The sequence below is a fragment of the Thermomonas haemolytica genome (genome assembly GCF_004346265.1).
Lineage (GTDB): Bacteria > Pseudomonadota > Gammaproteobacteria > Xanthomonadales > Xanthomonadaceae > Thermomonas > Thermomonas haemolytica.
The window spans coordinates 1-22,865 of record NZ_SMAP01000004.1; the positions used below are offsets into that span (position 1 = coordinate 1).

General features: G+C 70.6%; 18 protein-coding genes and 5 tRNA genes. 10 read left to right on the forward strand and 13 right to left on the reverse strand.

Annotated features, from left to right (window positions below; genetic code table 11):
- Window positions 1–141 precede the first annotated feature (141 nt).
- On the reverse strand, window positions 142–1,083 hold the full coding sequence (locus EDC34_RS06220; RefSeq protein ID WP_114960313.1) for a DUF808 domain-containing protein: 942 nt from the start codon (window positions 1,081–1,083) through the stop codon (window positions 142–144).
- A gap of 58 nt (window positions 1,084–1,141) precedes the next feature.
- On the reverse strand, window positions 1,142–1,999 hold the full coding sequence (locus EDC34_RS06225) for a 23S rRNA (adenine(2030)-N(6))-methyltransferase RlmJ (RefSeq protein ID WP_114960312.1): 858 nt from the start codon (window positions 1,997–1,999) through the stop codon (window positions 1,142–1,144).
- A gap of 64 nt (window positions 2,000–2,063) precedes the next feature.
- Here EDC34_RS06225 and EDC34_RS06230 point away from each other — a divergent pair, with 64 nt between their 5' ends.
- The 3 genes from EDC34_RS06230 (at window position 2,064) to EDC34_RS06240 (ending at window position 5,278) form a co-directional block, all read left to right on the forward strand.
- Complete coding sequence (locus EDC34_RS06230; RefSeq protein WP_425477470.1) at window positions 2,064–2,678, forward strand: GNAT family N-acetyltransferase; 615 nt, start codon at window positions 2,064–2,066, stop codon at window positions 2,676–2,678.
- On the forward strand, window positions 2,675–3,589 hold the full coding sequence (locus tag EDC34_RS06235; protein ID WP_114960311.1) for a carbon-nitrogen hydrolase family protein: 915 nt from the start codon (window positions 2,675–2,677) through the stop codon (window positions 3,587–3,589). Before EDC34_RS06230 ends, EDC34_RS06235 begins: the two co-directional genes overlap by 4 nt.
- A gap of 69 nt (window positions 3,590–3,658) precedes the next feature.
- Window positions 3,659–5,278: a M20/M25/M40 family metallo-hydrolase gene (locus tag EDC34_RS06240; RefSeq protein WP_114960310.1), complete on the forward strand. Its 1,620-nt coding sequence runs from the start codon at window positions 3,659–3,661 to the stop codon at window positions 5,276–5,278.
- Window positions 5,279–5,398: 120 nt separating this feature from the next.
- Here the strand turns inward: EDC34_RS06240 and ppx are convergent, their stop codons facing one another.
- From ppx to EDC34_RS06265, 5 genes are all read right to left on the reverse strand, one after another.
- Window positions 5,399–6,928 (reverse strand): exopolyphosphatase, encoded by a 1,530-nt coding sequence (gene ppx / locus EDC34_RS06245; RefSeq protein ID WP_114960309.1) that lies wholly within the window; start codon window positions 6,926–6,928, stop codon window positions 5,399–5,401.
- Window positions 6,929–6,998: 70 nt separating this feature from the next.
- Window positions 6,999–9,077 (reverse strand): polyphosphate kinase 1, encoded by a 2,079-nt coding sequence (ppk1, locus tag EDC34_RS06250; protein WP_114960308.1) that lies wholly within the window; start codon window positions 9,075–9,077, stop codon window positions 6,999–7,001.
- Window positions 9,074–10,402, reverse strand: coding sequence for a phosphate regulon sensor histidine kinase PhoR (phoR, locus tag EDC34_RS06255; protein ID WP_114960307.1), 1,329 nt, complete (start codon window positions 10,400–10,402; stop codon window positions 9,074–9,076). The genes ppk1 and phoR overlap by 4 nt, the downstream gene beginning before the upstream one ends.
- Window positions 10,403–10,478: 76 nt before the next feature.
- Window positions 10,479–11,180, reverse strand: a complete 702-nt coding sequence (gene phoB / locus EDC34_RS06260) for a phosphate regulon transcriptional regulator PhoB (protein ID WP_114960306.1) — start codon at window positions 11,178–11,180, stop codon at window positions 10,479–10,481.
- 75 nt (window positions 11,181–11,255) lie between these two features.
- The gene (locus EDC34_RS06265; protein WP_114960305.1) at window positions 11,256–12,860 is read right to left on the reverse strand and encodes a M48 family metalloprotease; all 1,605 of its coding nucleotides are present in this window, start codon (window positions 12,858–12,860) and stop codon (window positions 11,256–11,258) included.
- 117 nt (window positions 12,861–12,977) lie between these two features.
- On the opposite strand from EDC34_RS06265, the gene grxC reads away from it, so the two are divergent.
- From grxC to EDC34_RS06280, 3 genes are all read left to right on the forward strand, one after another.
- Entirely contained in the window at window positions 12,978–13,256 is a 279-nt protein-coding gene (grxC, locus tag EDC34_RS06270; RefSeq protein WP_240311096.1) for a glutaredoxin 3, read from the forward strand.
- Window positions 13,253–13,639, forward strand: coding sequence for a carboxymuconolactone decarboxylase family protein (locus tag EDC34_RS06275; RefSeq protein ID WP_114960304.1), 387 nt, complete (start codon window positions 13,253–13,255; stop codon window positions 13,637–13,639). The genes grxC and EDC34_RS06275 overlap by 4 nt, the downstream gene beginning before the upstream one ends.
- Before the next feature lie 121 nt (window positions 13,640–13,760).
- On the forward strand, window positions 13,761–14,765 hold the full coding sequence (locus EDC34_RS06280) for an isocitrate dehydrogenase (RefSeq protein WP_114960303.1): 1,005 nt from the start codon (window positions 13,761–13,763) through the stop codon (window positions 14,763–14,765).
- 102 nt (window positions 14,766–14,867) lie between these two features.
- On the opposite strand, the gene EDC34_RS06285 is transcribed toward EDC34_RS06280, so the two are convergent.
- The 6 genes from EDC34_RS06285 to EDC34_RS06310 all read right to left on the reverse strand — a co-directional run bounded on the left by EDC34_RS06285 (window position 14,868) and on the right by EDC34_RS06310 (window position 16,328).
- The gene (locus EDC34_RS06285) at window positions 14,868–15,635 is read right to left on the reverse strand and encodes a Bax inhibitor-1/YccA family protein (RefSeq protein WP_114960326.1); all 768 of its coding nucleotides are present in this window, start codon (window positions 15,633–15,635) and stop codon (window positions 14,868–14,870) included.
- Window positions 15,636–15,735: 100 nt separating this feature from the next.
- Window positions 15,736–15,820 (reverse strand) — tRNA-Leu (locus EDC34_RS06290).
- Between the two features lie 59 nt (window positions 15,821–15,879).
- Window positions 15,880–15,955 (reverse strand) — tRNA-Lys (locus EDC34_RS06295).
- A 67-nt stretch (window positions 15,956–16,022) separates the two neighbouring features.
- Window positions 16,023–16,099: transfer RNA gene (locus EDC34_RS06300), tRNA-His, on the reverse strand.
- A gap of 40 nt (window positions 16,100–16,139) precedes the next feature.
- A tRNA-Arg gene (locus EDC34_RS06305) sits at window positions 16,140–16,216 on the reverse strand.
- A gap of 35 nt (window positions 16,217–16,251) precedes the next feature.
- Window positions 16,252–16,328, reverse strand: a tRNA-Pro gene (locus EDC34_RS06310).
- A 268-nt stretch (window positions 16,329–16,596) separates the two neighbouring features.
- On the opposite strand from EDC34_RS06310, the gene tig reads away from it, so the two are divergent.
- The 4 genes from tig to lon all read left to right on the forward strand — a co-directional run bounded on the left by tig (window position 16,597) and on the right by lon (window position 22,726).
- On the forward strand, window positions 16,597–17,889 hold the full coding sequence (gene tig / locus EDC34_RS06315) for a trigger factor (RefSeq protein ID WP_114960302.1): 1,293 nt from the start codon (window positions 16,597–16,599) through the stop codon (window positions 17,887–17,889).
- Window positions 17,890–17,952: 63 nt separating this feature from the next.
- Entirely contained in the window at window positions 17,953–18,576 is a 624-nt protein-coding gene (gene clpP / locus EDC34_RS06320; protein WP_114960301.1) for an ATP-dependent Clp endopeptidase proteolytic subunit ClpP, read from the forward strand.
- Window positions 18,577–18,746: 170 nt separating this feature from the next.
- Complete coding sequence (gene clpX, locus EDC34_RS06325; RefSeq protein ID WP_114960300.1) at window positions 18,747–20,036, forward strand: ATP-dependent Clp protease ATP-binding subunit ClpX; 1,290 nt, start codon at window positions 18,747–18,749, stop codon at window positions 20,034–20,036.
- Between the two features lie 206 nt (window positions 20,037–20,242).
- Window positions 20,243–22,726 (forward strand): endopeptidase La, encoded by a 2,484-nt coding sequence (gene lon / locus EDC34_RS06330; protein ID WP_114960299.1) that lies wholly within the window; start codon window positions 20,243–20,245, stop codon window positions 22,724–22,726.
- Window positions 22,727–22,865: the final 139 nt, after the last annotated feature.

Genomic DNA, 22,865 nt, shown 5'->3' on the forward strand with positions numbered 1-22,865 from the left:
GGCGAAGACCTGAAACCCTTGATCTACAAGCTTCTCAAGCAGACGTCGATCCAGGAACTCATGCCAACTTTGGTCCGGAAAGGCTAGGAATTACCAAAAAATGAACGGCGCGTGTCTGCGCGACGGGTCAGCCGTCACCGGTCAGCCGCCGGCCGGGGCGCGCGGGCCGCGCAGGCGGGCCAGCAGCGCCACCGCCGCCAGCAAGGCCGCGCCGGCCACCACCCCGAAGGCGGCATTGGCCAGGGCCGTCCACAGCCAGCCCGGCGGCACCGTCGCCAGCCCCTGCAGGGCATGGTGCAGCGGGCCGATGCCGTGCACCAGGATGCCGCCGCCGACCAGGAACATCGCCGCGGTGCCGGCCACCGACAGCGCCTTCAGCAGGCGCGGGGCGAACGCGAGGATGCCGCGCCCCAGCGCCGCGCGCGCGCGCGCGCCGCCGGGCCGCGCCAGGTGCAGGCCCACGTCGTCCAGCTTCACGATGGCGCCCACCAGCCCGTACACGCCCACGGTCATCGCCAGGGCCACCGCCACCAGCACCCCGACCTGCACCGCCGGCGGCTTGCCGGCGACCGTGCCCAGCGCGATCACGATGATCTCCGCCGACAGCACGAAATCGGTGCGGATGGCGCCGCGGATCTTGTCGCGCTCGAACGCCACCAGGTCCACGTCCGCGTCCGCCACCGCCTGCGCCAATGCGGCGTGATGCTGCGCGTCTTCACGCCCGTGCAGCAGCCTGTGGGCCAGTTTTTCCGCGCCCTCGTAGCACAGGTAGGCACCGCCCAGCATCAGTAGCGGCAGGATCAGCGGCACCCGCAGCCCGCGCGACGCCAGCCAGCCTTCCAGCGCCGCGATGCCGAGCGCCGCCGGCACCAGGATCGCCTTGTTCACCAGCGAGCCCTTGGCCACCGCCCACACCACCGGCAGTTCGCGTTCGGCACGGATGCCGGTCACCTGCTGCGCGTTGAGCGCGAGGTCGTCGCCCAGCACGCCCGCGGTCTTGCCGCCGGCGACCTTGGTCATCGCGGCGATATCGTCCAGCAGGCTGGCGATGTCGTCGAACAGGGCGAAGAAACTGGAGGGCATGGGCGGGGCAGGGCCGGGCGGAGCCGCGAGCTTAGGGGTTGCCCGCGCGGCCCGCCACTCAGGCCGGCGCGCGCAGCCAGTCCACGCAGGCGGTGGCCCCGGGTTCGCCCAGCGCCACGCGCAGCGCGTCCAGCGCCGGGCGCATGGCGGCGTCGAACTGCCACGGCGCATTGAGGACCAGCAGGCCGCTACCGTTCATCCGCAGCGGCGAGTCATCCGGCCGCACCAGCAGCTCCAGCCGCAGCGCGGACTTGGCCGGCAGCCTGGCGGCGGCGCGCCGGAACGGCTGCAGCGCGCGCCCCTGCTTGATCGGATACCACAGCGCATAGATGGCCTGCGGCCAGCGCGCCAGGCCCTCGACCAGCGCGGCCAGGGCGGTGTCGAATTCGGCCAGCTGCGCCTCATAGGGCGGGTCGATCAACACCAGCCCGCGCGCGAACTTGGTGGCGCCGTGCTTCGGCGGCAGCAGCGCCTTGATCGCCGCGTAGCCGTCGCGTTCGTGCACGGCGATGCGCACGTCGCCGGCGAAGTGCGCGCGCAGCACGTGCGCCTCCTCCGGGTGCAGCTCGCAGGCGGCGATGCGGTCGCCGGCGCGCAGCGCATGCGCCAGCAGCCAGGGCGAACCGGGATAGGCCTGCGCGCCGTGCTGGGTCCGGCAGGCGCGCACCGCCGCCAGGTAGCGCTGCACCGCGGGATCACGCGGGGCTTCCGCCTGCAGCCTGGCGATGCCGTCCTGCGCCTCGCCGGTCTTCTGCGCGGCCTCGCCGTCCAGCTTGTACAGGCCGCGCCCGCCGTGGGTGTCCAGCGCGAAGCAGGGGGAAGGCTTGGCGGTCAGGGCGTCGCACAGCGCCAGCAGCACGACGTGCTTGAGCACGTCCGCATGGTTGCCGGCATGGAAGGCGTGGCGATAGTTCATGCCTGCATTGTCGCATCCATGCGGCGGGTGGCCATCCGCGGGCCCGGGGCTCTAGAATCCGCGCATGGATCCGCGCATGCCCCCCGACATCACGCTTCGCACCCTCGTCGGCGCGGCCATCGTGCCGCATCTGGACGCGATCGCCGCGCTGCGGATCGCGGTATTCCGCGACTGGCCCTATCTCTACGATGGCGACGTCGGCTACGAGCGCGAGTACCTGCGCGCCTACGCCGACTGTCCGCGCAGCGTGGTGGTGCTGGCCGTGGATGGCGAGCGTGTGGTCGGCGCCAGTACCGGGTTGCCGCTGGCGGAGGATGGCGCCGAGTTCCAGGTGCCGTTCCATGCGCGCGGGATCGACCCGGCGCGGGTGTTTTATTGCGGCGAGTCGGTGCTGCTGCCGGCCTACCGCGGGCGCGGCATCGGGCATGCGTTCTTCGACGCCCGCGAGGCGCATGCGCGCGCACTCGGCGGGTTCGATTGGATTGCGTTCGCGGCGGTGGATCGCGCCGCCGACGACCCGCGGCGGCCGCCCGGCCATCGCGGCAACGAGGCGTTCTGGACCAGGCGCGGCTACGTGCGCCAGCCGGGCATGACCATGCGTCTGCGCTGGAACGAGGTCGGCGTGGGCGAGCTCGAACATGCCCTGACGTTCTGGCTGCGCCCGCTGGAGGCGGCATGAAGGTCGCCGCCTGTCGCTATGCGGTCGGCAGGCCGGCTGATTTTCCCGCGTTTGCCGCGCGCGTCGAGGCGCTGCTGGCGCAGGCCAGGGCGCAGGGCGCGCGCCTGGCCGTGCTGCCGGAGTACCTGGCGCTGGAGCTGGCCGCAGTGTTCCCGCCGCCGGTTCATACCGACCTGCACGCCTCGCTGGCCGCGCTGCAGGCGCTGCGCGGCGACTGGATTGCGCTGTTCACTCAGCTGGCGCGGCGGCTGGAGCTGCACATCGTGGCCGGCAGCTTCCTGCTGGAAATCGCTCCCGGGCGCTACCGCAACCGCAGCGACCTGTTCACCGCCGACGGCGCGCACTTATGGCAGGACAAGTTGCAGCTGACCGGCTTCGAGCGCCAGGCGCGGGTGATCGAGCCCGGCGATGCCCTGCACGTGATGGTGCTGGACGGCGTGCGGGTGGGGATCGCGGTCTGCTACGACAGCGAGTTCCCGCTGCCGGTGCGCGCCCAGTGCGAGGCCGGCATGCAATTGCTGCTGGTGCCCAGCTGCACCGATACCGAGGCCGGGGCTACCCGGGTGCGGGTCGGGTGCCTGGCGCGTGCGCTGGAAAACCGGATCTACGTGGCGCAGGCGGTGACCGCCGGCCGCGTCGACTGGAGCCCGGCGCTGGACGTGAACACCGGCCGCGCCGCGCTGCTGGCGCCGATGGACGCAGGGCTGCCGGCCGACGGCGTGCTGGCGCAGACCGCGGATGGTCTCGATGCGCAGGCCGGCGATGCCGAGGCCTGGGCGCTGGCGACGCTGGATTTCGCGCGGCTTGAGGCCACCCGCGCGCAGGCGCAGGTGGCCAACGACCGCGACTGGCCGGGCCAGTGGCAGCCGCGGCTGCGGCGGGCACGACTACAGCAGGCGCCCGGGGCATGACCATCGGCCCGTGAGCGCACCCGGCGCGCGCTGGCAGACTTGGGGCTTTGCCAACAACCGGGGAACACGATGAAGCGATGGATACTGGCCTCCGCCCTGCTGGCGGCGGGGCTGGCGGGCGCGCAGGGCGCCTCCGCCCAGCGCGCGTACGCGCAGGAACAGGTGGATCTGGACATGACCGCGCGCATCCGCCAGGAGGCGTTCCAGCGCTCGCAGGTGATGGACACCCTCAACCACCTCACCGATGTGATCGGGCCGCGCCTGACCAATTCCCCGGCGATGGCCGAGGCCAACCGCTGGACCCGCGCGAAGTTCGGCGAGTGGGGCCTGGCCAACGTGCACGACGAGGCGGTCGAGGACCTCGGCCGCGGCTGGCAGTTCAGCCGCGCCGAGGTCGAGATGCTCAGCCCGCGCGCGATGCCGCTGCACGCCCTGCCGAAGGCGTGGACGCCGGGCACGCCGGGGGCGATCGAGGGCGAGGCGATGGTCGCCCGGCTGGAGTCCAAGGCCGATCTGGAGCAGTGGAAGGGCAAGCTGCGCGGCAAGATCGTGTTCACCGACGAGCTGCGCCCGTACAAGCCCAGCGAGAAACCCGACTTCCAGCGCTACGATGCGGCCGACCTCGACGAGCTGCTCACCTTCCCGCTGCCCAAGCCGCGCGCGATCGATCCCGACACCCTGGCGCGCATGCGCGCGCGGATGGAGATGATGCCGCTGCTCAACCGCTACCTGGCCGACGAGGGCGTGCTGGCCACGGTCTCGATCAGCAGCTGGAACGACGGCATCGTGCGGGTGATGGGCGGCGGCTCGCGCAAGGCCGGCGAGGCGGTGGGCGTGCCGGCGCTGGTGATGATGGCCGAGCACTACAACACCGTGCTGCGCGCGCTGCAGCGCAAGGAGCCGGTGCGGCTGCGGCTGGACGTGGATTCGCGCTTCCTCGATGAAACCAACCAGCCCGGCTACAACACCATCGCCGAGATCCCCGGGGTCGGCCCGCACAAGGACGAGGTGGTGATGCTGGGCGCACACATGGATTCCTGGCATGCCGGCGCCGGCGCCAACGACAACGCCGCCGGGGTGGCGGTGATGATGGAGGCGATGCGCATCCTCAAGGCGGTGGGCGCGCGCCCCGACCGCACCATCCGGGTGGCGCTGTGGACCGGCGAGGAGCAGGGCCTGCTGGGCTCGCAGGCCTACGTGGCACGCCATTTCGGCAAGTTCGAGGAACCCACCGACCCGGCCCAGAAGGCGCTGCCGGCGTTCATGCGCCAGCAGCGCGGCAAACTGGTGCGGATGCCGGAGTACGGCAAGATTTCCGCGTATTTCAATCTCGACAACGGCAGCGGCCGCATCCGCGGCATCTACGCGCAGGAGAACCTGGCCGCGGCGCCGATCTTCGCCGAATGGCTCAAGCCCTGGCACGACGTCGGCGCGACCATCGTCACCCAGCGCAACACCGGCAGCACCGACCACGTGAGCTTCGATGCGGTGGGGATCCCGGGCTTCCAGTTCGTGCAGGACCAGCTGGATTACTTCAGCCACGTCCACCACAGCGACCTCGACGTGCAGGACCACGCGGTGGCCGACGACCTCAAGCAGGCCTCCGCGATCGTGGCCGCGTTCGTGTACAACGCCGCCACCCGCCCGCAGCCGCTGCCGCGCAAGCCGCTGCCGCCGGAAAGCCGCTAGGCCGCGACGGGCCGCTTCCGGCAGCCGGCGCCATGCGCCGCGCCTGCCGACGACGGGGCCGGCCTTGCGCCGGCCCCGCGCGTTTGCGGATGCCGGCAGGCCGCCGGCGGGGCGCGCCGCTCAGTCCTGCGCGATGTGCAGCTGCAGGCCCAGCCCGAGCATGTCCTCGGGTTCGGCCTCGAGGTCGGCGCGCAGCAGCGGGCGCGCATGCAGCCAGCGCCGGTCCAGCGCCAGTTCCAGGCGATCGCCGTTCGCGCGCAGGCGCAGCCCGGGCGGCAGCTCGTCCTTGCGCGCGCGGTGCAGCAGCACCGCCAGCCGCAGCAGCGCGGCGCAGCGGCGCGCGTTGCCCAGCAGGCGGTCGGGGATCGATTCGAACGCGGACTTCGGCACGCTGCGGCGATGGCTGCGTACCAGTGCGGCGAGGAAGCGCTGGCCCTGCTGCGAGAAGCCGGCGATGTCGGAGTGCTGCAGCACGTAGGCGCCGTGCACGTGGTAGCCGCTATGCGCGATCGCCAGCCCCAGCTCGTGCAGGCGCGCGGCGCGCGAGAGCATGGCGCGGTCCTCGCTGCCCAGCCCCCAGGCCGCCGCGACCTGGTCGAACAGCTGCAGGGCGGTGGATTCCACCCGCTGCGCCTGCGCTGCGTCCACCCCGTAGCGCTGCATCAGCGCGGCCACCGACAGCTCGCGCGGATCGTCGGCGCCGCCCCGGCCCAGCAGGTCGTACAGCACGCCCTCGCGCAGCGCGGCCTTGCTCACCTGGATCTGCTCCAGCCCGAGCACCGCGAACGCGGCCTCCAGCACCAGCACGCCGCCGGCGATGATCGGGCGGCGGTCGTCGGACAGCCCGGGCAGGTCGATGTCCTCGATCCGTCCGGCCTGCAGCAGGCGCTCGCGCACCTGCGCCAGGCCCTCGCGGGTGATGCTGCCCTTGCCCAGCTTCATCGCCGCGCAGATGTTGCCGATCGCCTTGTGGGTGCCGGAGGTGCCGATCGCCTCGTCCCAGCCGAGGCTGCGGTAGGGCGCGGCGAACTGCTGGAACTGCAGTTCGACCTCGGTCAGCGCCGCCTGCCAGCGCTTGCGCCCGAGCTTGCCGTTGTCGAAGAAGCGGCGGGTGCTGGCGATGCAGCCCACCTGCAGGCTCTCGCGCTCCAGCGGCGTGAAGCCGCGCCCGATGATGCACTCGGTGGAGCCGCCGCCGATGTCGATCACCAGCCGCTTCTGCTCGGGCTCGGGCGGCTGCTCGTGGGCCACGCCCAGGTACACCAGGCGCGCTTCCTCGCGCCCGGAGATCACGTCGATCGGATGCCCCAGCGCGGCTTCGGCCGGGCGCAGGAAGGCCTCCGGGTCGCGCAGCTGGCGCACGCTGTTGGTAGCCACCGCGCGCACGTGCCGGCGCGGGATGTCGGCCACCCGCTGGCCGAACCGGGCCAGGCAGGCCAGTGCGCGTTCGCGCACCTCCGGCGCCAGCCCGCCCAGCGCGTTCAGGCCCTCGGCCATGCGCACGGTCTCGCGCAGGCGGTCCACCACCCGCAGCTGGCCCAGCACGCGCTGCGCCACCACGATGTGGAAGCTGTTGGAGCCGAGGTCCAGCGCGGCCACCAGGTCGCCGTCGCGGAGGGAAGAGCCCGGCCGGGGCGAGACCGTGCTCATGCCGGGGCGAAGGGGAGGTCGTCCATGCCCGGCATTATGGCCGATCGCGGGCGCGCGCCGCTGCGCGCGCTCACGCGTACAGGTCTTCCAGCAGCGACAGCTGGGCCGAGAACGCGGCCTCGCCGGCGGCCGGCCGGCAGCGCTCGTAGTGGCCGTCGGCGTGCAGCTCCCACGCGTTCTGGTTGTCGGCCAGGTAGTTCAGCAGGCCCTCGCGGTGCACGCGGTGCGCCAGCAGCGGGTCCAGCACCGGGAATGCGATCTCCACCCGCCGCAGCAGGTTGCGTTCCAGCCAGTCGGCCGAGGAGCAGAACAGCTCCGGCGTGCCGTCGTTGCCGAACCACCACACCCGGTGGTGTTCGAGGAAGCGCCCGACCACCGAGCGCACCCGGATGTGTTCGGACACGCCGGGGATGCCCGGGCGCAGCGCGCAGGCGCCGCGCACCACCAGGTCGATTTCGACACCGGCCTGCGAGGCCTCGTACAGCGCGCGCACCACGCTGGCCTCGTTGAGCGCGTTCATCTTCGCCACGATCCGCCCCGGTTTGCCGGCGCGCGCATGCGCGGCCTCGCGCGCGATCCGGTCCAGCACGCCCTGGTGCAGGGTGAACGGCGACTGCAGCAAGCGCTGCAGCTTCAGCGGCGCGGCCAGCCCGGACAGCTGCTGGAAGATCAGGTGCACGTCCTGGCCGATCGCCGGGTCGGCGGTCATCAGGCTGAAGTCGGTGTAGGCGCGCGCGGTGCCGCTGTGGTAGTTGCCGGTGCCCAGGTGCACGTAGCGGCGCAGGGCGTTGCCCTCGCGGCGCACGATCAGCAGCATCTTGGCGTGGGTCTTGTAGCCCACCACGCCGTACACCACCTGCACGCCGGCATCCTGCAGGCGATCGGCCAGGCCCAGGTTGGCCTCCTCGTCGAAGCGCGCGCGCAGTTCCACCACCACCGTCACGTCCTTGCCGTTGCGCGCGGCCTGGATCAGGTGCTCGACGATCGGGGAGTCCTTGCCGGCGCGGTACAGGGTCTGCTTGATCGCCAGCACGTCCGGGTCCTCGGCGGCCTGGCGGATCAGCTCCAGTAGCGGGGTGAAGGCGTCGAACGGATGGTGCAGCAGCAGGTCGCCCTGGCGGATCGCATCGAACATGCCCTCCATCTCGCGCGGCAGGCGCGGGGTGAAGGGGCGGAACTTGAGGTCGGGGCGCTTGACCAGGTCGTACACCTGGATCACGCGGTTCAGGTTGACCGGGCCGTTGATCTTGTACACCGCGTTCGGCGGCAGGTCGAAGTTGGCCAGCAGGCCGTCCACGATGTCCTGCGGGCAGCGCTCGTCGATCTCCAACCGCACCGCGCGCAGGTAGCCGCGGCCCAGCAGCTCGTCGCGCAGGGCCAGGGCGAGGTTGTCCACGTCGTCCTCGTCCACGATCAGCTCGGAGTTGCGGGTCACCCGGAACTGGTAGGCGCCCTTGACCGTCATTCCCGGGAACAGCTCGTCCACGAACGCCGACAGCACCGAGCTGAGGAACACGAAGTCGAGGCTGGCATCGGCATCCCCGTCCAGGCCCGGCACGCGGATGATGCGCGGCAGCGAGCGCGGCGCGCGCACGATCGCCAGGTGGCCTTCGCGGCCGAACGCGTCGCGGCCTTCCAGCAGCACCACCACGTTCAGCGACTTGTTGAGGATCTTCGGGAACGGGTGCGCCGGGTCCAGCCCCAGCGGCGACAGCACCGGCATGATCTCCTCGACGAAATACCGGCGCAGCCACTCGCGCTGGGCCGGGGTCCACTGCTCGCGCTGCAGCAGCCGGATGCCTTCGTCGGCCAGCGCCGGGCGCAGTTCGTCGTAGAAGCAGCGGTACTGCGCCTCCACCAGCTCGGCCGCGCGCTCGTGGATCTTGTTCAGCAGCAGGGCGGGGTCGATCCCGTCCACCCCGGCCGGCAGGTTCAGCTCCACCGCATGCCGCACCGCGCCGCCGCGGATCTCGAAGAACTCGTCGAGGTTGGTGCAGGAGATGCACAGGTAGCGCAGCCGCTCCAGCAGCGGCACCGACGGGTCCTGCGCCTGCGCCAGCACGCGGAAGTTGAAGTCCAGCTGCGACAGCTCGCGGTTGGCGTACAGCGCGGGGTCGCGCAGGCGGGCGTGGTCGGATTCTGCGTTCATGGCACGGGCGGGCTGGAAAGGTGGGGGTCGCGGGGCAGGATGCGGTCGCGACCGAACCGGCAGCTGAAGATACTCCCGGCCCCCACGTCGCTGGCAATGGCCAGCTGCGCGCCGTGCAGGCCCAGCACGTGCTTGACGATGGCCAGTCCCAGCCCGGTGCCGCCGCTCTCGCGCGAGCGGCTGGTGGAGACGCGGTAGAAGCGTTCGGTCAGGCGCGGCAGGTGCGCGGCGGGGATGCCGTAGCCGGTGTCGCGCACCGCCAGCACCGCGCTGCCATCGGATTCGCGGAAAAAACGCACCGTGATCTCGCCGCCGTCCGGGGTGTAGCGCACGGCGTTGCTGACCAGATTGCCGAACGCGCTGTGCAGCTCCTTGCTGGCGCCGCGCAGGTCCACCTGGGCCTCGTCCTCGACCCGGATGCGGTGGCGGCCGCCGCTGAGCGCCTCCGCCTCGCGCCGCAGGGTGGCCAGTAGCGGCGCCATCGCCACGTGCTCCTCGGCCAGCTGGTCGCGCGCCTCCAGCCGCGACAGGGTGAGCAGGTCCTCGACCAGCCGCGCCATCCGCTGCGACTGCCGGCGCATCTCGTCCAGCAGGCCCGCCCACTCGGGATGATCGTCGGCGTCGAGCATCTCCAGGTAGCCGTGGATCACGGTCAGCGGGGTGCGCAACTCGTGCGAGACGTTGGCCACGAAGTCGCGGCGCATGTGCTCCAGCCGCAGCAGCTTGCTGACGTCGCGCGCCAGCAGCAGCCACAGGTCATCGGAATAGGGCAGCAGGCGCAGGCTCAGGCGCATGCCGGGGTCGGCCGGGGAGGCGACGTCCTCCATCGGCTCGGCGTTGCGCCCGGCGGCCAGCCATTGCGCCATCGGCAGCGGGCGCAGCGCGTCCGCCAGCGGCGCGCCGTGGTGGCGCGGATAGCGCAGCCCCAGCAGCGGGGTGGCGGCCTCGTTGAACCACAGGATGCGCTGGCTGTTGCGCTCCACCAGCACCACCGCGTCCGGCAGCGCCGCGGCCACCGCGCGGTAGGCGCGCAGCATCGCCAGCAGGCGCCGCTTGCGCGCGCGCATCTCGGTCTGGCCGCGGTACAGCAGGGCATCCAGCCCGCTCCAGACGCCGTTGCCGTGCGGCACCAGGCGCTGGCGCGCGGCCAACCGCTGCAGCAGCCGGTGCAGCCGCCAGTAATGCCAGCCGACCACGCCCAGCGCGGTGATCGCCAGCGCCGGCCACGGCTGGCCCAGCGCCAGCCCGGCCAGCAGCCCGGCCGCGAGTACCAGCAGCAGTTGGGAGAGGGTGCGGAACCAGGCGTGGCGGGGGATCGACGGCATCAGGCAAGTATCCGGGTTTGCATCCGGGTTTGCCCCGCGCCCCGCGGCGGGCCGGGGCGCGCCGGCGCGGGCGCGCTCACACCGCGGTGGAGAAGCGGTAGCCGGCGCCGCGCACGGTCTGCACCATCGTGTCCAGCGCGTGCGGTTCCAGGGTCTTGCGCAGGCGGCGGATGTGCACGTCCACGGTGCGCTCCTCCACGTACACGCTGCCGCCCCAGACGTGGTCCAGCAGCTGGGCGCGGGTGTACACGCGCTCGGCGTGGGTCATGAAGAAGTGCAGCAGGCGGTATTCGGTGGGGCCCATCTGGATCGGGTGCGCGGTGCCGTCGATGTCGGCGAACACCCGGTGCGCGGCGCCGTCGATGCGCAGCGCGCCGACCTGCACGCTGCCGTCGTCGTCGTCCTCGCGCGAGCGCCGCAGCACCGCGCGGATGCGCGCCAGCAGTTCGCGCGCGGAGAACGGCTTGACCACGTAGTCGTCCACCCCGGCCTCGAGCCCGCCGACGCGGTCGTTCTCCTCGCCGCGCGCGGTCAGCATGATGATCGGGATGTCGCGGGTCAGCGCCTCGCGCCGCCAGCGCCGGGCCAGCTCCAGCCCGCTGGTGCCGGGCAGCATCCAGTCCAGCAGGATCAGGTCGGGCACGCGCTCGGCGATCCGCTCCTGCGCCTCGCGCGCATCTCCCGCCAGCAGCGGCGCGTAGTCGCCCTTGCGCAGGGCATAGGCCAGCATGTCGCGGATCGCGGGCTCGTCTTCGACGATCAGGATGTGTTTCTGCATGGCATCCGGTGGTGGCGCCGTCGGAGGGGGCGCCGCCGCATTACACGACGGCTGGGTGACAGTTTCGTGACGTTGTCACCTGGCGTACAGCCCCAGCCGGCCGCCCACCGCCTCGTCGCGGATCCCTTGCCGGCGCAGTTCCAGCACGGTGGGGGTGATCGCCGCGATGCGCGCGTCGATGCGCGCGCGCGCGTAGTAGTCCAGGTCGCCGCGCTTCTTGAGGTTGTCCAACTGCACCAGCGCCTGCTCCGGGCGCCCGGACAGGTAGGCCGCCTCGGCCCAGGCCTCGCCCGCGCGCACCGGGTCGCCGGCGAGTTCGTTGGCGCGCGCGTAGATCTGCTGCAGCGGCAGGTCGGCGTTGCTGGCGCCCAGCAGCGGGCGCAGGACCGCCACCGCGCGCTGGCCGGCCTCGCGGGTGCCGCGCTCGCCCAGCAGCCGCGCATAGGTGAGCACCAACGCGCGGTGGGTGGGCATCTGCGCGAGCAGGGCGTCGAACCGGCGGTCGGCCTCGGCGATGCGCCCGCTGCGCGCCTCGGCCTCGCCGCTGGCGATCTGCAGCCACAGGTTGCCGGGGTGCGCCTGCGCCAGCGGCACCAACTCCTGCAGGGCCTCGCCGTTCTGGCCGGCCAGCAGGTGGGCCAGGGCCAACCCGTAGCGCTGGGGTTCGCTGAGCGCCTGCTTGGCCTGCATCTGCCGGTACTCGCGGATGGCCTGGGCCGGGGTCAGGGCGCTGAGCACGCGCAGGCGCTCCTTGGCCCAGGGGAAGTCGCCGGTGTCGCCGCGCGCCTGGTGGCGGGCGGGGGCCAGCTGCAGGTTGGCCGGCAGCAGCGGGTTGCCGCCGCCGCTGGCGGAGGGCAGCGGCAGCCGCGACGCCACCAGCTTGTCGGCGCGTTCGCGCGCCTCGCTGATGCGCGCCAGGGTCAGCGGATGGGTCTGCAGGTAGCCCGGCAGCGCCGAGCGCTCGTCGCCCTGGTTGATCCGCACCACGCCCTGCAGGGTCTGGAAGAAATCGGCCATCGCCTCGGGGTCGTAGCCGGCGTTGGCGAGCAGGCGGATGCCGATGCGGTCGGCCTCGGCCTCGTTGTCGCGGGTGTAGTCGATCTGGCGCTGCTGCAGCAGGCCCATGCCGGTGATCAGCGCGGCCGAGGAGGCGTCGCCGCTGGAGGTGCCGCCGGCCTTCTGCGCCGCCACGATCGCGCCGAGGGTGGCCAGCAGGATCGGCAGGCTCTCGCGCTGGGCCTTCTCGGCGCCGCGCAGCACGTGCTGCTGGGTGACGTGCGAGATCTCGTGCGCCAGCACGCCGGCCAGCTCGTCCTCGCGCGTGGCGGCCAGCACCAGCCCGGAGTTCACCGCCACGTAGCCGCCGAGGGTGGCGAAGGCGTTGATCTGGCGGTCGCGCAGCAGGAAGAAGGTGAACGCCTGCTGCGGGCGGTCGCTGGCGCTGGCCAGGCGCTTGCCGACGTCGGCCAGCCAGCCGTCCAGCAGCGGATCGTCCAGCACGTAGCCCTCGTGGCGCAGCTGCGCCAGCACCATCGCCCCGTACTCGGCCTGCTTGGCCGGCGACAGCACGCTGCCGGCGGAGGAGCCGATGTCGGGCAGGCCGCGTTCCTGGGCGGTGGCCAGCCCGGCGCTGGCGGTCAGGGCGAACAGCAGGGCGGCGGCGGGCAGGCGGACGGTCATGCGGGCAGGATGCAGTATTGTGGTGGCAACCGGGTGAATGCGGCTTGAGCGGGTGGGAAACTGGCCGCGCCGCCCCATATTCGACCAGAATGCCGCCTTTCGGTTCAGGAGACCCCCGTGAGCGATCCCAGCCACCCGCCGATCACCATCTACAGCACCGAGGTGTGCCCGTATTGCGTGATGGCCAAGAACTTCCTCAAGAGCAAGGGCCTGGGCTGGTCCGAGGTGCGGGTCGATACCGATCTGGCCGCGCGCGAGAAGATGGTGGCGCTCACCCGGCGCACCAGCGTGCCGCAGATCTTCATCGGTGACGTCCACGTTGGCGGCTACGACGACATGATGGCGCTGCACCGCGCCGGCAAGCTGGAGCCGCTGCTGCAGGGAGAAGGCGCATGAGCGGCGGCGACGACCGGGTGCGGGCCTTCACCGAATTCCGCCAGCGCATGAACAAGCGCATCCTGGACGAGCCCAACCAGGTGGTGCGGCGGTTCTTCGCGCTGGATACCCAGACCTACCAGGCCGGCGCGCTGGACGTGAAGACCAAGGAGCTGTGCGGGCTGGTGGCCTCGCTGGTGCTGCGCTGCGACGACTGCATCAGCTACCACGTGGCGCAGTGCAAGGACGCCGGGGTCAGCCGCGAGGAGATGTTCGAGGCGTTCTCGGTCGGCCTGGTGGTGGGCGGCTCGATCGTGATCCCGCACCTGCGCCGGGCGGTGGATTTCCTCGACCAGCTGGAGCAGGGCCAGGCCGCCGCGCCGGACGCGCACACGCACGGCTGAGGGCGGCGCGCCGGCCCGTCGGCATACGCCGGCGCACGGCATCTGCCATAATGTCCAGTCATCGAACCCCCACTCGCCGCCACGCCAGACGCGTGGCGGCGGCCTGTCTGGACACTGGAAAATGACAACGATCACGGTCATCCGCGGCGACGGCATCGGCCCGGAAATCATGGACGCCACCCTGCACGTGCTGGACGCGATGCAGCTGGGCCTTGCGTACGAATTCGCGGACGCCGGCATGGTGGCGCTGGAGAAGCACGGTGAGCTGCTGCCGGCCGCCACCATGGACTCCATCCGCAGGAACAAGATCGCGCTGAAGTCGCCCCTGACCACCCCGGTCGGCGGCGGGTTTTCCTCGATCAACGTCGAGCTGCGCAAGCGCTTCGACCTGTACGCCAACGTCCGCCCGGCGCGCAGCTTCCCCAACACCAAGGCGCGCTTCCCCGGCAACGTGGACCTGATCACGGTGCGCGAGAACACCGAGGGCGCCTACATCGGCGAAGGCCAGGAAGTCTCGGCCGACGGCGAGACCGCGGTGCTGACCCAGAAGGTGACCCGCAAGGGGTCCGAGCGGATCGCGCGCTACGCCTTCGAGCTGGCGCGGACCACCGGCCGCAAGAAGGTGACGGTGGTGCACAAGGCGAACATCCTGAAGTCCACCTCGGGCCTGTTCCTGAAGACCGCGCGCGAAGTGGCCGCGCAGTACCCCGACATCGAGTGCAACGAGATGATCGTGGACAACACCTGCATGCAGCTGGTGATGAAGCCGGAGCAGTTCGACATCATCGTCACCACCAACCTGTTCGGCGACATCATCTCCGACCTGTGTGCCGGCCTGGTCGGCGGCCTGGGCCTCGCCCCGGGCGCCAACATCGGCACCGAGGCGGCGATCTTCGAGGCGGTGCACGGCTCCGCGCCGGACATCGCCGGCAAGGGCATCGCCAACCCGTGCGCGCTGCTGCTGGGCGCGGCGCAGATGCTCGACCACCTCGGCAAGCCGGACCAGGCGCAGCGCCTGCGCGGCGCGATCATCGCCACGCTGGAGGCGAAGGACTCGCTGACCCCGGACCTCGGCGGCGAGGGCAACACGCTGGCGTTCGCCAAGGCCATCGCCAGCCGCCTCTGAGCGGCGCGGCCGTGTGGAAACGAAGAAGGGCGCCCTGCGGCGCCCTTCTTCGTTGGGGGCACTGGGGATTTTGCTGCGAAGCGCCAGCCCCTCCTTGGCCCCTCAGTTGCGCGACTGCAGCTTTGACAGCAGCCGCAGCAGCTCCAGGTACAGCCACACCAGCGTCACCAGCAGGCCGAACGCGGCGTACCACTCCATGTACTTCGGGGCGCCCTGTTCCACGCCCTGTTCGATGAAGTCGAAATCCAGCACCAGGTTCAGCGCGGCCACCACCACGACCACCAGGCTGAACGCGATGCCGAGGGGGCTGCTGCCGTTGATGAAGCCCATCCCGGAAAACCCGAACAGGTGCATGCCCAGCTGCGCGAGGTAGAGCAGGGCGATGCCGCCGGTGGCGGCCACCACGCCGAGCTTGAAGTTCTCGGTCGCCTTCACCAGCCCGCTGCGGTAGGCCAGCAGCAGCGCGGCCAGGGTGCCGAAGGTCAGCCCCACCGCCTGCATCACGATGCCGGGATAGCGCAGCTCGAACAGCGCCGAGGCGGCGCCCAGGAACAGCCCCTCCAGCGCCGCGTACAGCGGCGCGGTGAACGGCGCCCACGCCTTCTTGAAGATCGTCACCAGCGCGACCACGAACCCGCCGATCGCGCCGCCCCAGACGTAGGGCAGGATTGCGCCCGGCGTGCCGGCCGCCAGCGCGGCGTGGAACTGCGACCAGCTCAGCAGCGCGCCGACCAGCGCCAGCACCAGCAGCAGCGCGGTCTTGTTGACGGTGCCATTGAGCGTCATCGCCCCGGCGTCGCCCTGCACCAGGGTGCCGCTGCCGAGGTCGAGGAAGGTGTTGTCGGAGAGGGCGGGGTTGCCGCTGCGCATGGCGTCCATCCTGTGGCGATCCGGCCGGTTGCCGTCCTCGCAGGATAGCCCGTCGCGCCGTTGCCGTCACCGAAGGGCGCCACCGATGCGGGGAGGCGGGTGGTGCGAAAGGCGGGACTCGAACCCGCACGCCTTGCGGCACTGGAACCTAAATCCAGGGCGTCTACCAATTCCGCCACTTTCGCGTCGTCGCCGACACATCTTCGCAAAAGAAAACGCCCGGCGGGGCCGGGCGTTTCGGGTTTGGTGGGCCGTCAAGGATTCGAACCTTGGACCTATTGATTAAGAGTCAACTGCTCTACCAACTGAGCTAACGGCCCCGAGGCGAAAATTGTAGCAGACATCCGGCGTGCTGCAAGCCCTTCGGATGCCGTTGCTGCGAAAGGGTGGGGTGGCTGATGGGACTCGAACCCACGACAACTGGAATCACAATCCAGGACTCTAACCAACTGAGCTACAGCCACCACAGGGACAACGGTTTCGATGCAAGCGGTTTCGACACATTGGCGCGCCCGGCAGGAATCGAACCTGCAACCACCGGCTTAGAAGGCCGGTGCTCTATCCGGTTGAGCTACGGGCGCCCGGTCCGGAATCGCAAGGCGGGGACTGCCGGAGGTGGTCGGGGTAGAGGGATTCGAACCCCCGACATCCTGCTCCCAAAGCAGGCGCGCTACCAGACTGCGCTATACCCCGCCGGCAGAACCCAAGCACTCCGGCGATCGCCCGACTGCTGCGGTCGCCTGCCTCCCGCGGCGCGCCAGCGCAACGAAAGGCCGCGCATTGTCCGGCGACTGCGCGCGCATGTCAACGCATCCACGCCCGCCGCCGCCGCGGGTCGCTGGCACCGGTCCGGGAAATCGGCGAAACTACCGCGTTCCGCGCGGCCCCGGCGCCGCGCCATCGTCCAACCAACAACCGTCGCAACCGGGTTCGCGCGAACCCGCCCAGGAGCCATCGCATCATGCAAGTCTCGGTCGAATCCACCGGCAACCTCGAGCGCCGCGTCATCCTCAGCCTGCCCGCGGGCGACGTCGAGAGCCAGGTCGGCAGCCGCCTGCGCGAGATCGCGCAGAACGTCCGCATCAAGGGCTTCCGTCCCGGCAAGGTCCCGGCCAAGGTGGTCGAGCAGCGCTTCGGCGGGCAGGTCCGCGCGGAGATCGTCGATGGCCTGCTGCGCCAGGGCCTGGACCAGGCGGTGCGCGAGCACGAGTTGCGCGTGGCCGGGCTGCCGCAGGTGACCCCGGGCGAGGACGCCGGCGAGGGCGAACTGAAGTACGTGGCTTCGGTCGAGCTGGTGCCTGACTTCGGCGAGCTCGACATGAGCAAGCTGGAGGTGATCCGCCACACCGCCGAGGTGACCGATGCCGACATCGAGCGGATGCTCGAGAACCTGCGCCAGCAGCGCGCCAGCTGGCGGGTGGTGGAGCGCGAGGCCAAGGCCGGCGACCTGGTGAATCTGGAGACCACCAGCACCGTGGACGGCGTGCGCACCCCGGCCGAAGGGGTGGAGAAGAACGCCACCGTGCTGGGCTCGGCCGCGATCTATCCCGAGGTGGAATCGGCCATCGTCGGCATGCGCGCCGGCGAGGAGAAGACGATCGACGTCACCCTGCCGGCCGACTGGCACGTGCCGCAGTTCGCCGGCAAGACCGTCACCTCCACCTTCAAGCTGGTGAGCGTGGCCGAGCAGGTGCTGCCGGAGGTGGATGCCGCCTTCATCCGCAGCTTCGGGGTCAAGAGCGGCGAGCTGGAGCAGTTCAAGGCCGAAATCCGCAGCAACCTCGAGCGCGAGCTGAAGGGCGCGCTGATGAACCGCCTGCGCCGCGAGGTGGGCGAGCAGCTGGTGGCCGCGTACAAGGACGTGGAGCTGCCGCCGCGCCTGGTCGAGACCGAGGCGCGCGCGCTGCTGGCCAGCGCCACCGAGGACGCCCGTCGCCGCGGCCAGGCCCTGGAGGCGGCCCCGGAGGCCTTCCAGGAGGCTGCCCGCAAGCGCGTGCTGGTGGGCCTGCTGGTGGGCGAGATCGCCCGCCGCAACGAGCTGCGTCTGGACTCGGCGCGGCTGAACGAAACCATGCGCCTGATCGCCTCCACCTACGAACAGCCGGAGCAGGTCATTGCGTTGTACCGCAACGACCCCCAGTTGATGCAGGGCCTGCAGACCCGCGTGATGGAGGAGCAGGTGATCGACTGGATCGCCGAGCGCGCCAAGCACACCGAGCAGGCGCTCAGCTTCCAGGACGCGATCAGCCAGTAACCGGCCGCCATCACCCCGCCGCCGCGCGCGGCGGGGCCCCCCGAACCTGAAGAGCGAGACGCCATGGATCCGATCAAGAACCTCAACCTCGTCCCGATGGTGGTCGAGCAGACCAGCCGCGGCGAGCGCGCGTACGACATCTATTCGCGCCTGCTGAAGGAGCGGGTGATCTTCCTGGTCGGCGGGATCGACGACCACGTGGCGAACGTGGTGGTGGCGCAGATGCTGTTCCTCGAGGCCGAGAACCCCGAGAAGGACATCAGCCTGTACATCAACTCCCCGGGCGGCATCGTGACGGCCGGCATGGCGATCTACGACACCATGCAGTACATCAAGCCCGACGTGAGCACCATCTGCGTCGGCCAGGCCTGCTCGATGGGCGCGGTGCTGCTGGCCGCCGGTGCCGCCGGCAAGCGTTACGCGTTGCCCAATTCGCGGGTGATGATCCACCAGCCGCTGGGCGGCGCCCAGGGCCAGGCCGCCGACATCGACATCCAGGCACGCGAGATCCTGACCATGCGCGAGCGCCTCAACGAGATCCTGGCCCGCCACACCGGCCAGCCGATCGAGACCATCGCCCGCGACACCGACCGCGACAACTTCAAGAGCGCCGAGGCCGCCCGCGCGTACGGGCTGGTGGACGAGGTGCTGACGCGCCGGCCGGACGAGTCGATCCAGGCCTCCTGATCCCCGGCCGGGGCCGCGGCGGTCGCCGCGCGCCCCTGCAGCCGGGCACGGCGCGGCCGTTACCGGTATCGTGCGGGCCGTGATTCCCCCATGCGGCACCCTGCCAGGCCCGGCGGGGCGCTGTGTTATCCTCGGGCCAAGGCCGCAGCAGTGCGGCGAGTGAGTGGCGAATGAGCGAAGACCGTCAGGGACGCAATCCCAGCGACAGCGGCAAGATCCTGTACTGCTCTTTCTGCGGGAAGAGCCAGCACGAGGTGCGCAAGCTGATCGCAGGCCCCAGCGTGTTCATTTGCGATGAATGCGTGGAGCTGTGCAACGACATCATCCGCGAGGAGCTGGAGGAGAAGGCCCAGGCCAGCCGCAGCGCGCTGCCGAAGCCGCGGGAGATCCTCGAGGTGCTCGACCAGTACGTGATCGGTCAGCAGCGCGCCAAGAAGACGCTGGCGGTGGCGGTGTACAACCACTACAAGCGGATCGAGAGCCGCCAGAAGTCGGACGACGTCGAGCTGGCGAAGTCCAACATCCTGCTGGTGGGCCCGACCGGCTCGGGCAAGACGCTGCTGGCGGAGACGCTGGCGCGCATGCTCAACGTGCCGTTCACCATGGCCGATGCGACCACGCTGACCGAAGCCGGCTACGTCGGCGAGGACGTGGAGAACATCATCCAGAAGCTGCTGCAGAAGTGCGATTACGACGTCGAAAGGGCGCAGCAGGGCATCGTCTACATCGACGAGATCGACAAGATCAGCCGCAAGTCGGAGAACCCGTCGATCACCCGCGACGTGTCCGGCGAGGGCGTGCAGCAGGCGCTGCTGAAGCTGATCGAGGGCACCGTCGCCAGCGTGCCGCCGCAGGGCGGGCGCAAGCACCCGCAGCAGGAGTTCCTGCAGGTCGATACCCGCAACATCCTGTTCATCTGCGGCGGCGCGTTCGCCGGGCTGGACAAGGTGATCCAGCAGCGTTCCAGCGAATCCGGCGGCATCGGCTTCGGTGCCAAGGTCAAGAGCAGCGAGCGCAAGGCCGACGTCGGCCAGGTGCTGGCCCAGGTGGAGCCGGAGGACCTCATCAAGTTCGGGCTGATCCCCGAGTTCGTCGGCCGCCTGCCGGTGGTCGCCACCCTCGAGGAGCTGGACGAGCAGGCCCTGATCAAGATCCTGACCGAGCCCAAGAACGCGATCACCAAGCAGTTCAAGCGCCTGTTCGAGATGGAGGGCGTGGAGCTGGAGATCCGCCCGGACGCGCTGGCGGCGATCGCGCGCAAGGCGCTCAAGCGCAAGACCGGTGCCCGCGGCCTGCGCACCATCGTCGAATCGGTGCTGCTCGACACCATGTACGAGCTGCCGTCGCTGCAGAACGTCAGCAAGGTGGTGGTGGACGAGTCGGTGATCGAGCACAAGTCCGAGCCGTACCTGATCTACCAGAACGTGCCGGCACCGGCCAAGGCGGCCGCGGCGGACTGACGCCGCCCCCGGCCAGTCCCGGTCCTTGCCCCCGAAGGCCGCCATCAGGCGGCCTTCGCCGTTGTGGGGCGGGCCTTCCAGGGCGCCGCCCCGTCACCCCCGCTCGGCGGCGGCAGCCGGTGCTTGCAACCGGCGCCCGCCAGCCCCATAAACGGAGCACGGTGGCAGCCGTTGCCACCGCATGACGATTCCCGGAGCCTCCCCCCATGGCCGCCTCGCCCGATTCCACCCAGACCGCCTCCCGCCTGCTGCCCGTGCTGCCCCTGCGCGACGTGGTGGTGTTCCCGCACATGGTGATCCCGCTGTTCGTGGGGCGCGAGAAATCCATCCGTGCCCTGGACCTGGCGATGGAAGGCGACAGGCAGATCCTGCTGGTGGCGCAGAAGACTCCGGATACCGATGACCCGGGCGCGGGCGACCTGCACGCGGTCGGCACCCTGGCGCAGGTGCTGCAGCTGCTGAAGCTGCCCGACGGCACCATCAAGGTGCTGGTGGAGGGCCTGTCGCGCGCGCAGGTGGCCAACGTGCACGGCCGCGACGGCGCGCTGTTCGCCGAGGCGGTGGAGGTCGAGTCCGGTTCCACCCGCGAGCCGCGCGAGTTGCAGGCGATCGCACGCACCCTGCTGTCGCTGTTCGAGCAGTACATCAAGACCAACCGCAAGCTGCCGCCGGAGCTGCTGCAGACCCTGGCCGGGATCGACGAGCCGGACCGCCTGGCCGACACCGTCGCCGCGCATCTGGGCGTGCGCCTGGTGGACAAGCAGAAGCTGCTGGAGACGCTGGACACCGGCGAGCGCATGGAGCTGCTGGTGGGCCTGGTCGATGGCGAGATCGACGTGCAGCAGATGGAGAAGCGCATCCGCGGCCGGGTCAAGTCGCAGATGGAGAAGAGCCAGCGCGAGTATTACCTCAACGAGCAGATGAAGGCGATCCAGAAGGAGCTGGGCGAGCTCGACGACGCGCCCAACGACCTCGAGGAGATCGCCAAGAAGATCGCCAAGGCCGGCATGCCCAAGGCGGTGGAGGCCAAGGCCCGCGCCGAGCTGGCCAAGCTCAAGCAGATGTCGCCGATGTCGGCCGAGGCCGGGGTGGTGCGCAACTACCTCGACTGGCTGCTGGGCGTGCCGTGGTCGACGCGCAGCCGGGTGCGCAAGGACCTGAAGGCGGCCCAGGAGACCCTGGATGCCGACCACTACGGGCTGGAGAAGGTCAAGGACCGCATCCTCGAATACCTCGCCGTGCAGTCGCGGGTGAGCAAGATGAAGGGGCCGATCCTGTGCCTGGTCGGCCCGCCGGGCGTGGGCAAGACCTCGCTCGGGCAGAGCATCGCCAAGGCCACCAACCGCAAGTTCGTGCGGATGGCGCTGGGCGGCGTGCGCGACGAGGCCGAGATCCGCGGCCACCGCCGCACCTATGTCGGTTCGATGCCGGGGCGGATCGTGCAGAGCCTGAACAAGGTCGGCACCAAGAACCCGCTGTTCATGCTGGACGAGATCGACAAGATGTCGATGGACTTCCGCGGCGACCCGTCCTCGGCGCTGCTGGAGGTGCTCGATCCCGAGCAGAACCACGCCTTCAACGACCACTACCTGGAGGTCGACCTCGACCTGTCCGAGGTGATGTTCGTGGCCACCTCCAACTCGCTGAACATCCCCGGCCCGCTGCTGGACCGCATGGAGGTGATCCGCATCCCCGGCTACACCGAGGAGGAGAAGCTCAACATCGCCACCCGCTACCTGGTGCCGAAGCAGCTCAAGGCCAACGGCCTGCGCGACGGCGAGCTGGAGATCGCGGAGTCGGCCATCCTCGACATCATCCGCTACTACACGCGCGAATCCGGCGTGCGCAACCTCGAGCGCGAGATCGCCAAGATCGCGCGCAAGGTGGTCAAGGAGATCGCGCTGAAAGGCCCGCTGCCCGCGAACAAGGGCAAGGCGGCGAAGCCGAAGACGGTCGTGGTCAACGCGCGCAACCTCGAGAAGTACCTCGGCGTGCACCGCTTCGACTTCGGTCGCGCCGAGGCCGAGAACGAGGTCGGCCTGGTGACCGGCCTGGCGTGGACGGAAGTCGGTGGCGACCTGCTGCAGATCGAATCCACCCTGGTGCCGGGCAAGGGCGCGCTGCTGCTCACTGGCCAGCTGGGCGACGTGATGAAGGAATCCGCTTCGGCCGCGCTCAGCGTGGTGCGCGCGCGTGCCGAACAGCTCGGCATCCCGCTGGACTTCCTGCAGAAGCACGACGTGCACGTGCACGTGCCCGACGGTGCCACGCCCAAGGACGGTCCCAGCGCCGGCATCGCGATGGCCACCGCGCTGGTGTCGATGCTGACCAAGGTGCCGGTGCGGCACGATGTGGCGATGACCGGCGAGATCACGCTGCGCGGCAAGGTGACCGCGATCGGCGGCCTGAAGGAGAAGCTGCTGGCCGCGCTGCGCGGTGGGATCAAGACCGTGATCATCCCCGAGGAGAACCGCAAGGACATCGCGGAGCTGCCGGCCACCGTCACCCGCCACCTGCAGATCGTGCCGGTGAAGTGGATCGACGAGGTGCTGGACCTGGCGCTGGAGCGACCGCTGCCGGCGCGCAAGGGCGATGGCGGCAGGAAATCATCGCGCAAGGTGCAGGCGACCGCGGTGGCCAAGCCGCGGCCGCGCGGCCGTGGCGCCGGCCGCGCCCCGCTCAAGCACTGAAACCGGCGAAAACCGCAGGGGTGGAGCTGGAATCCGGGACGGATCGCTGAAACCCGCGCCAGCATTGGCTTTCCGTGTTGCGAACCGGAAATGCCGCTGGTATAAGGTGGGCAACCGCGGCGGCTGGGCCGGCGCCGCG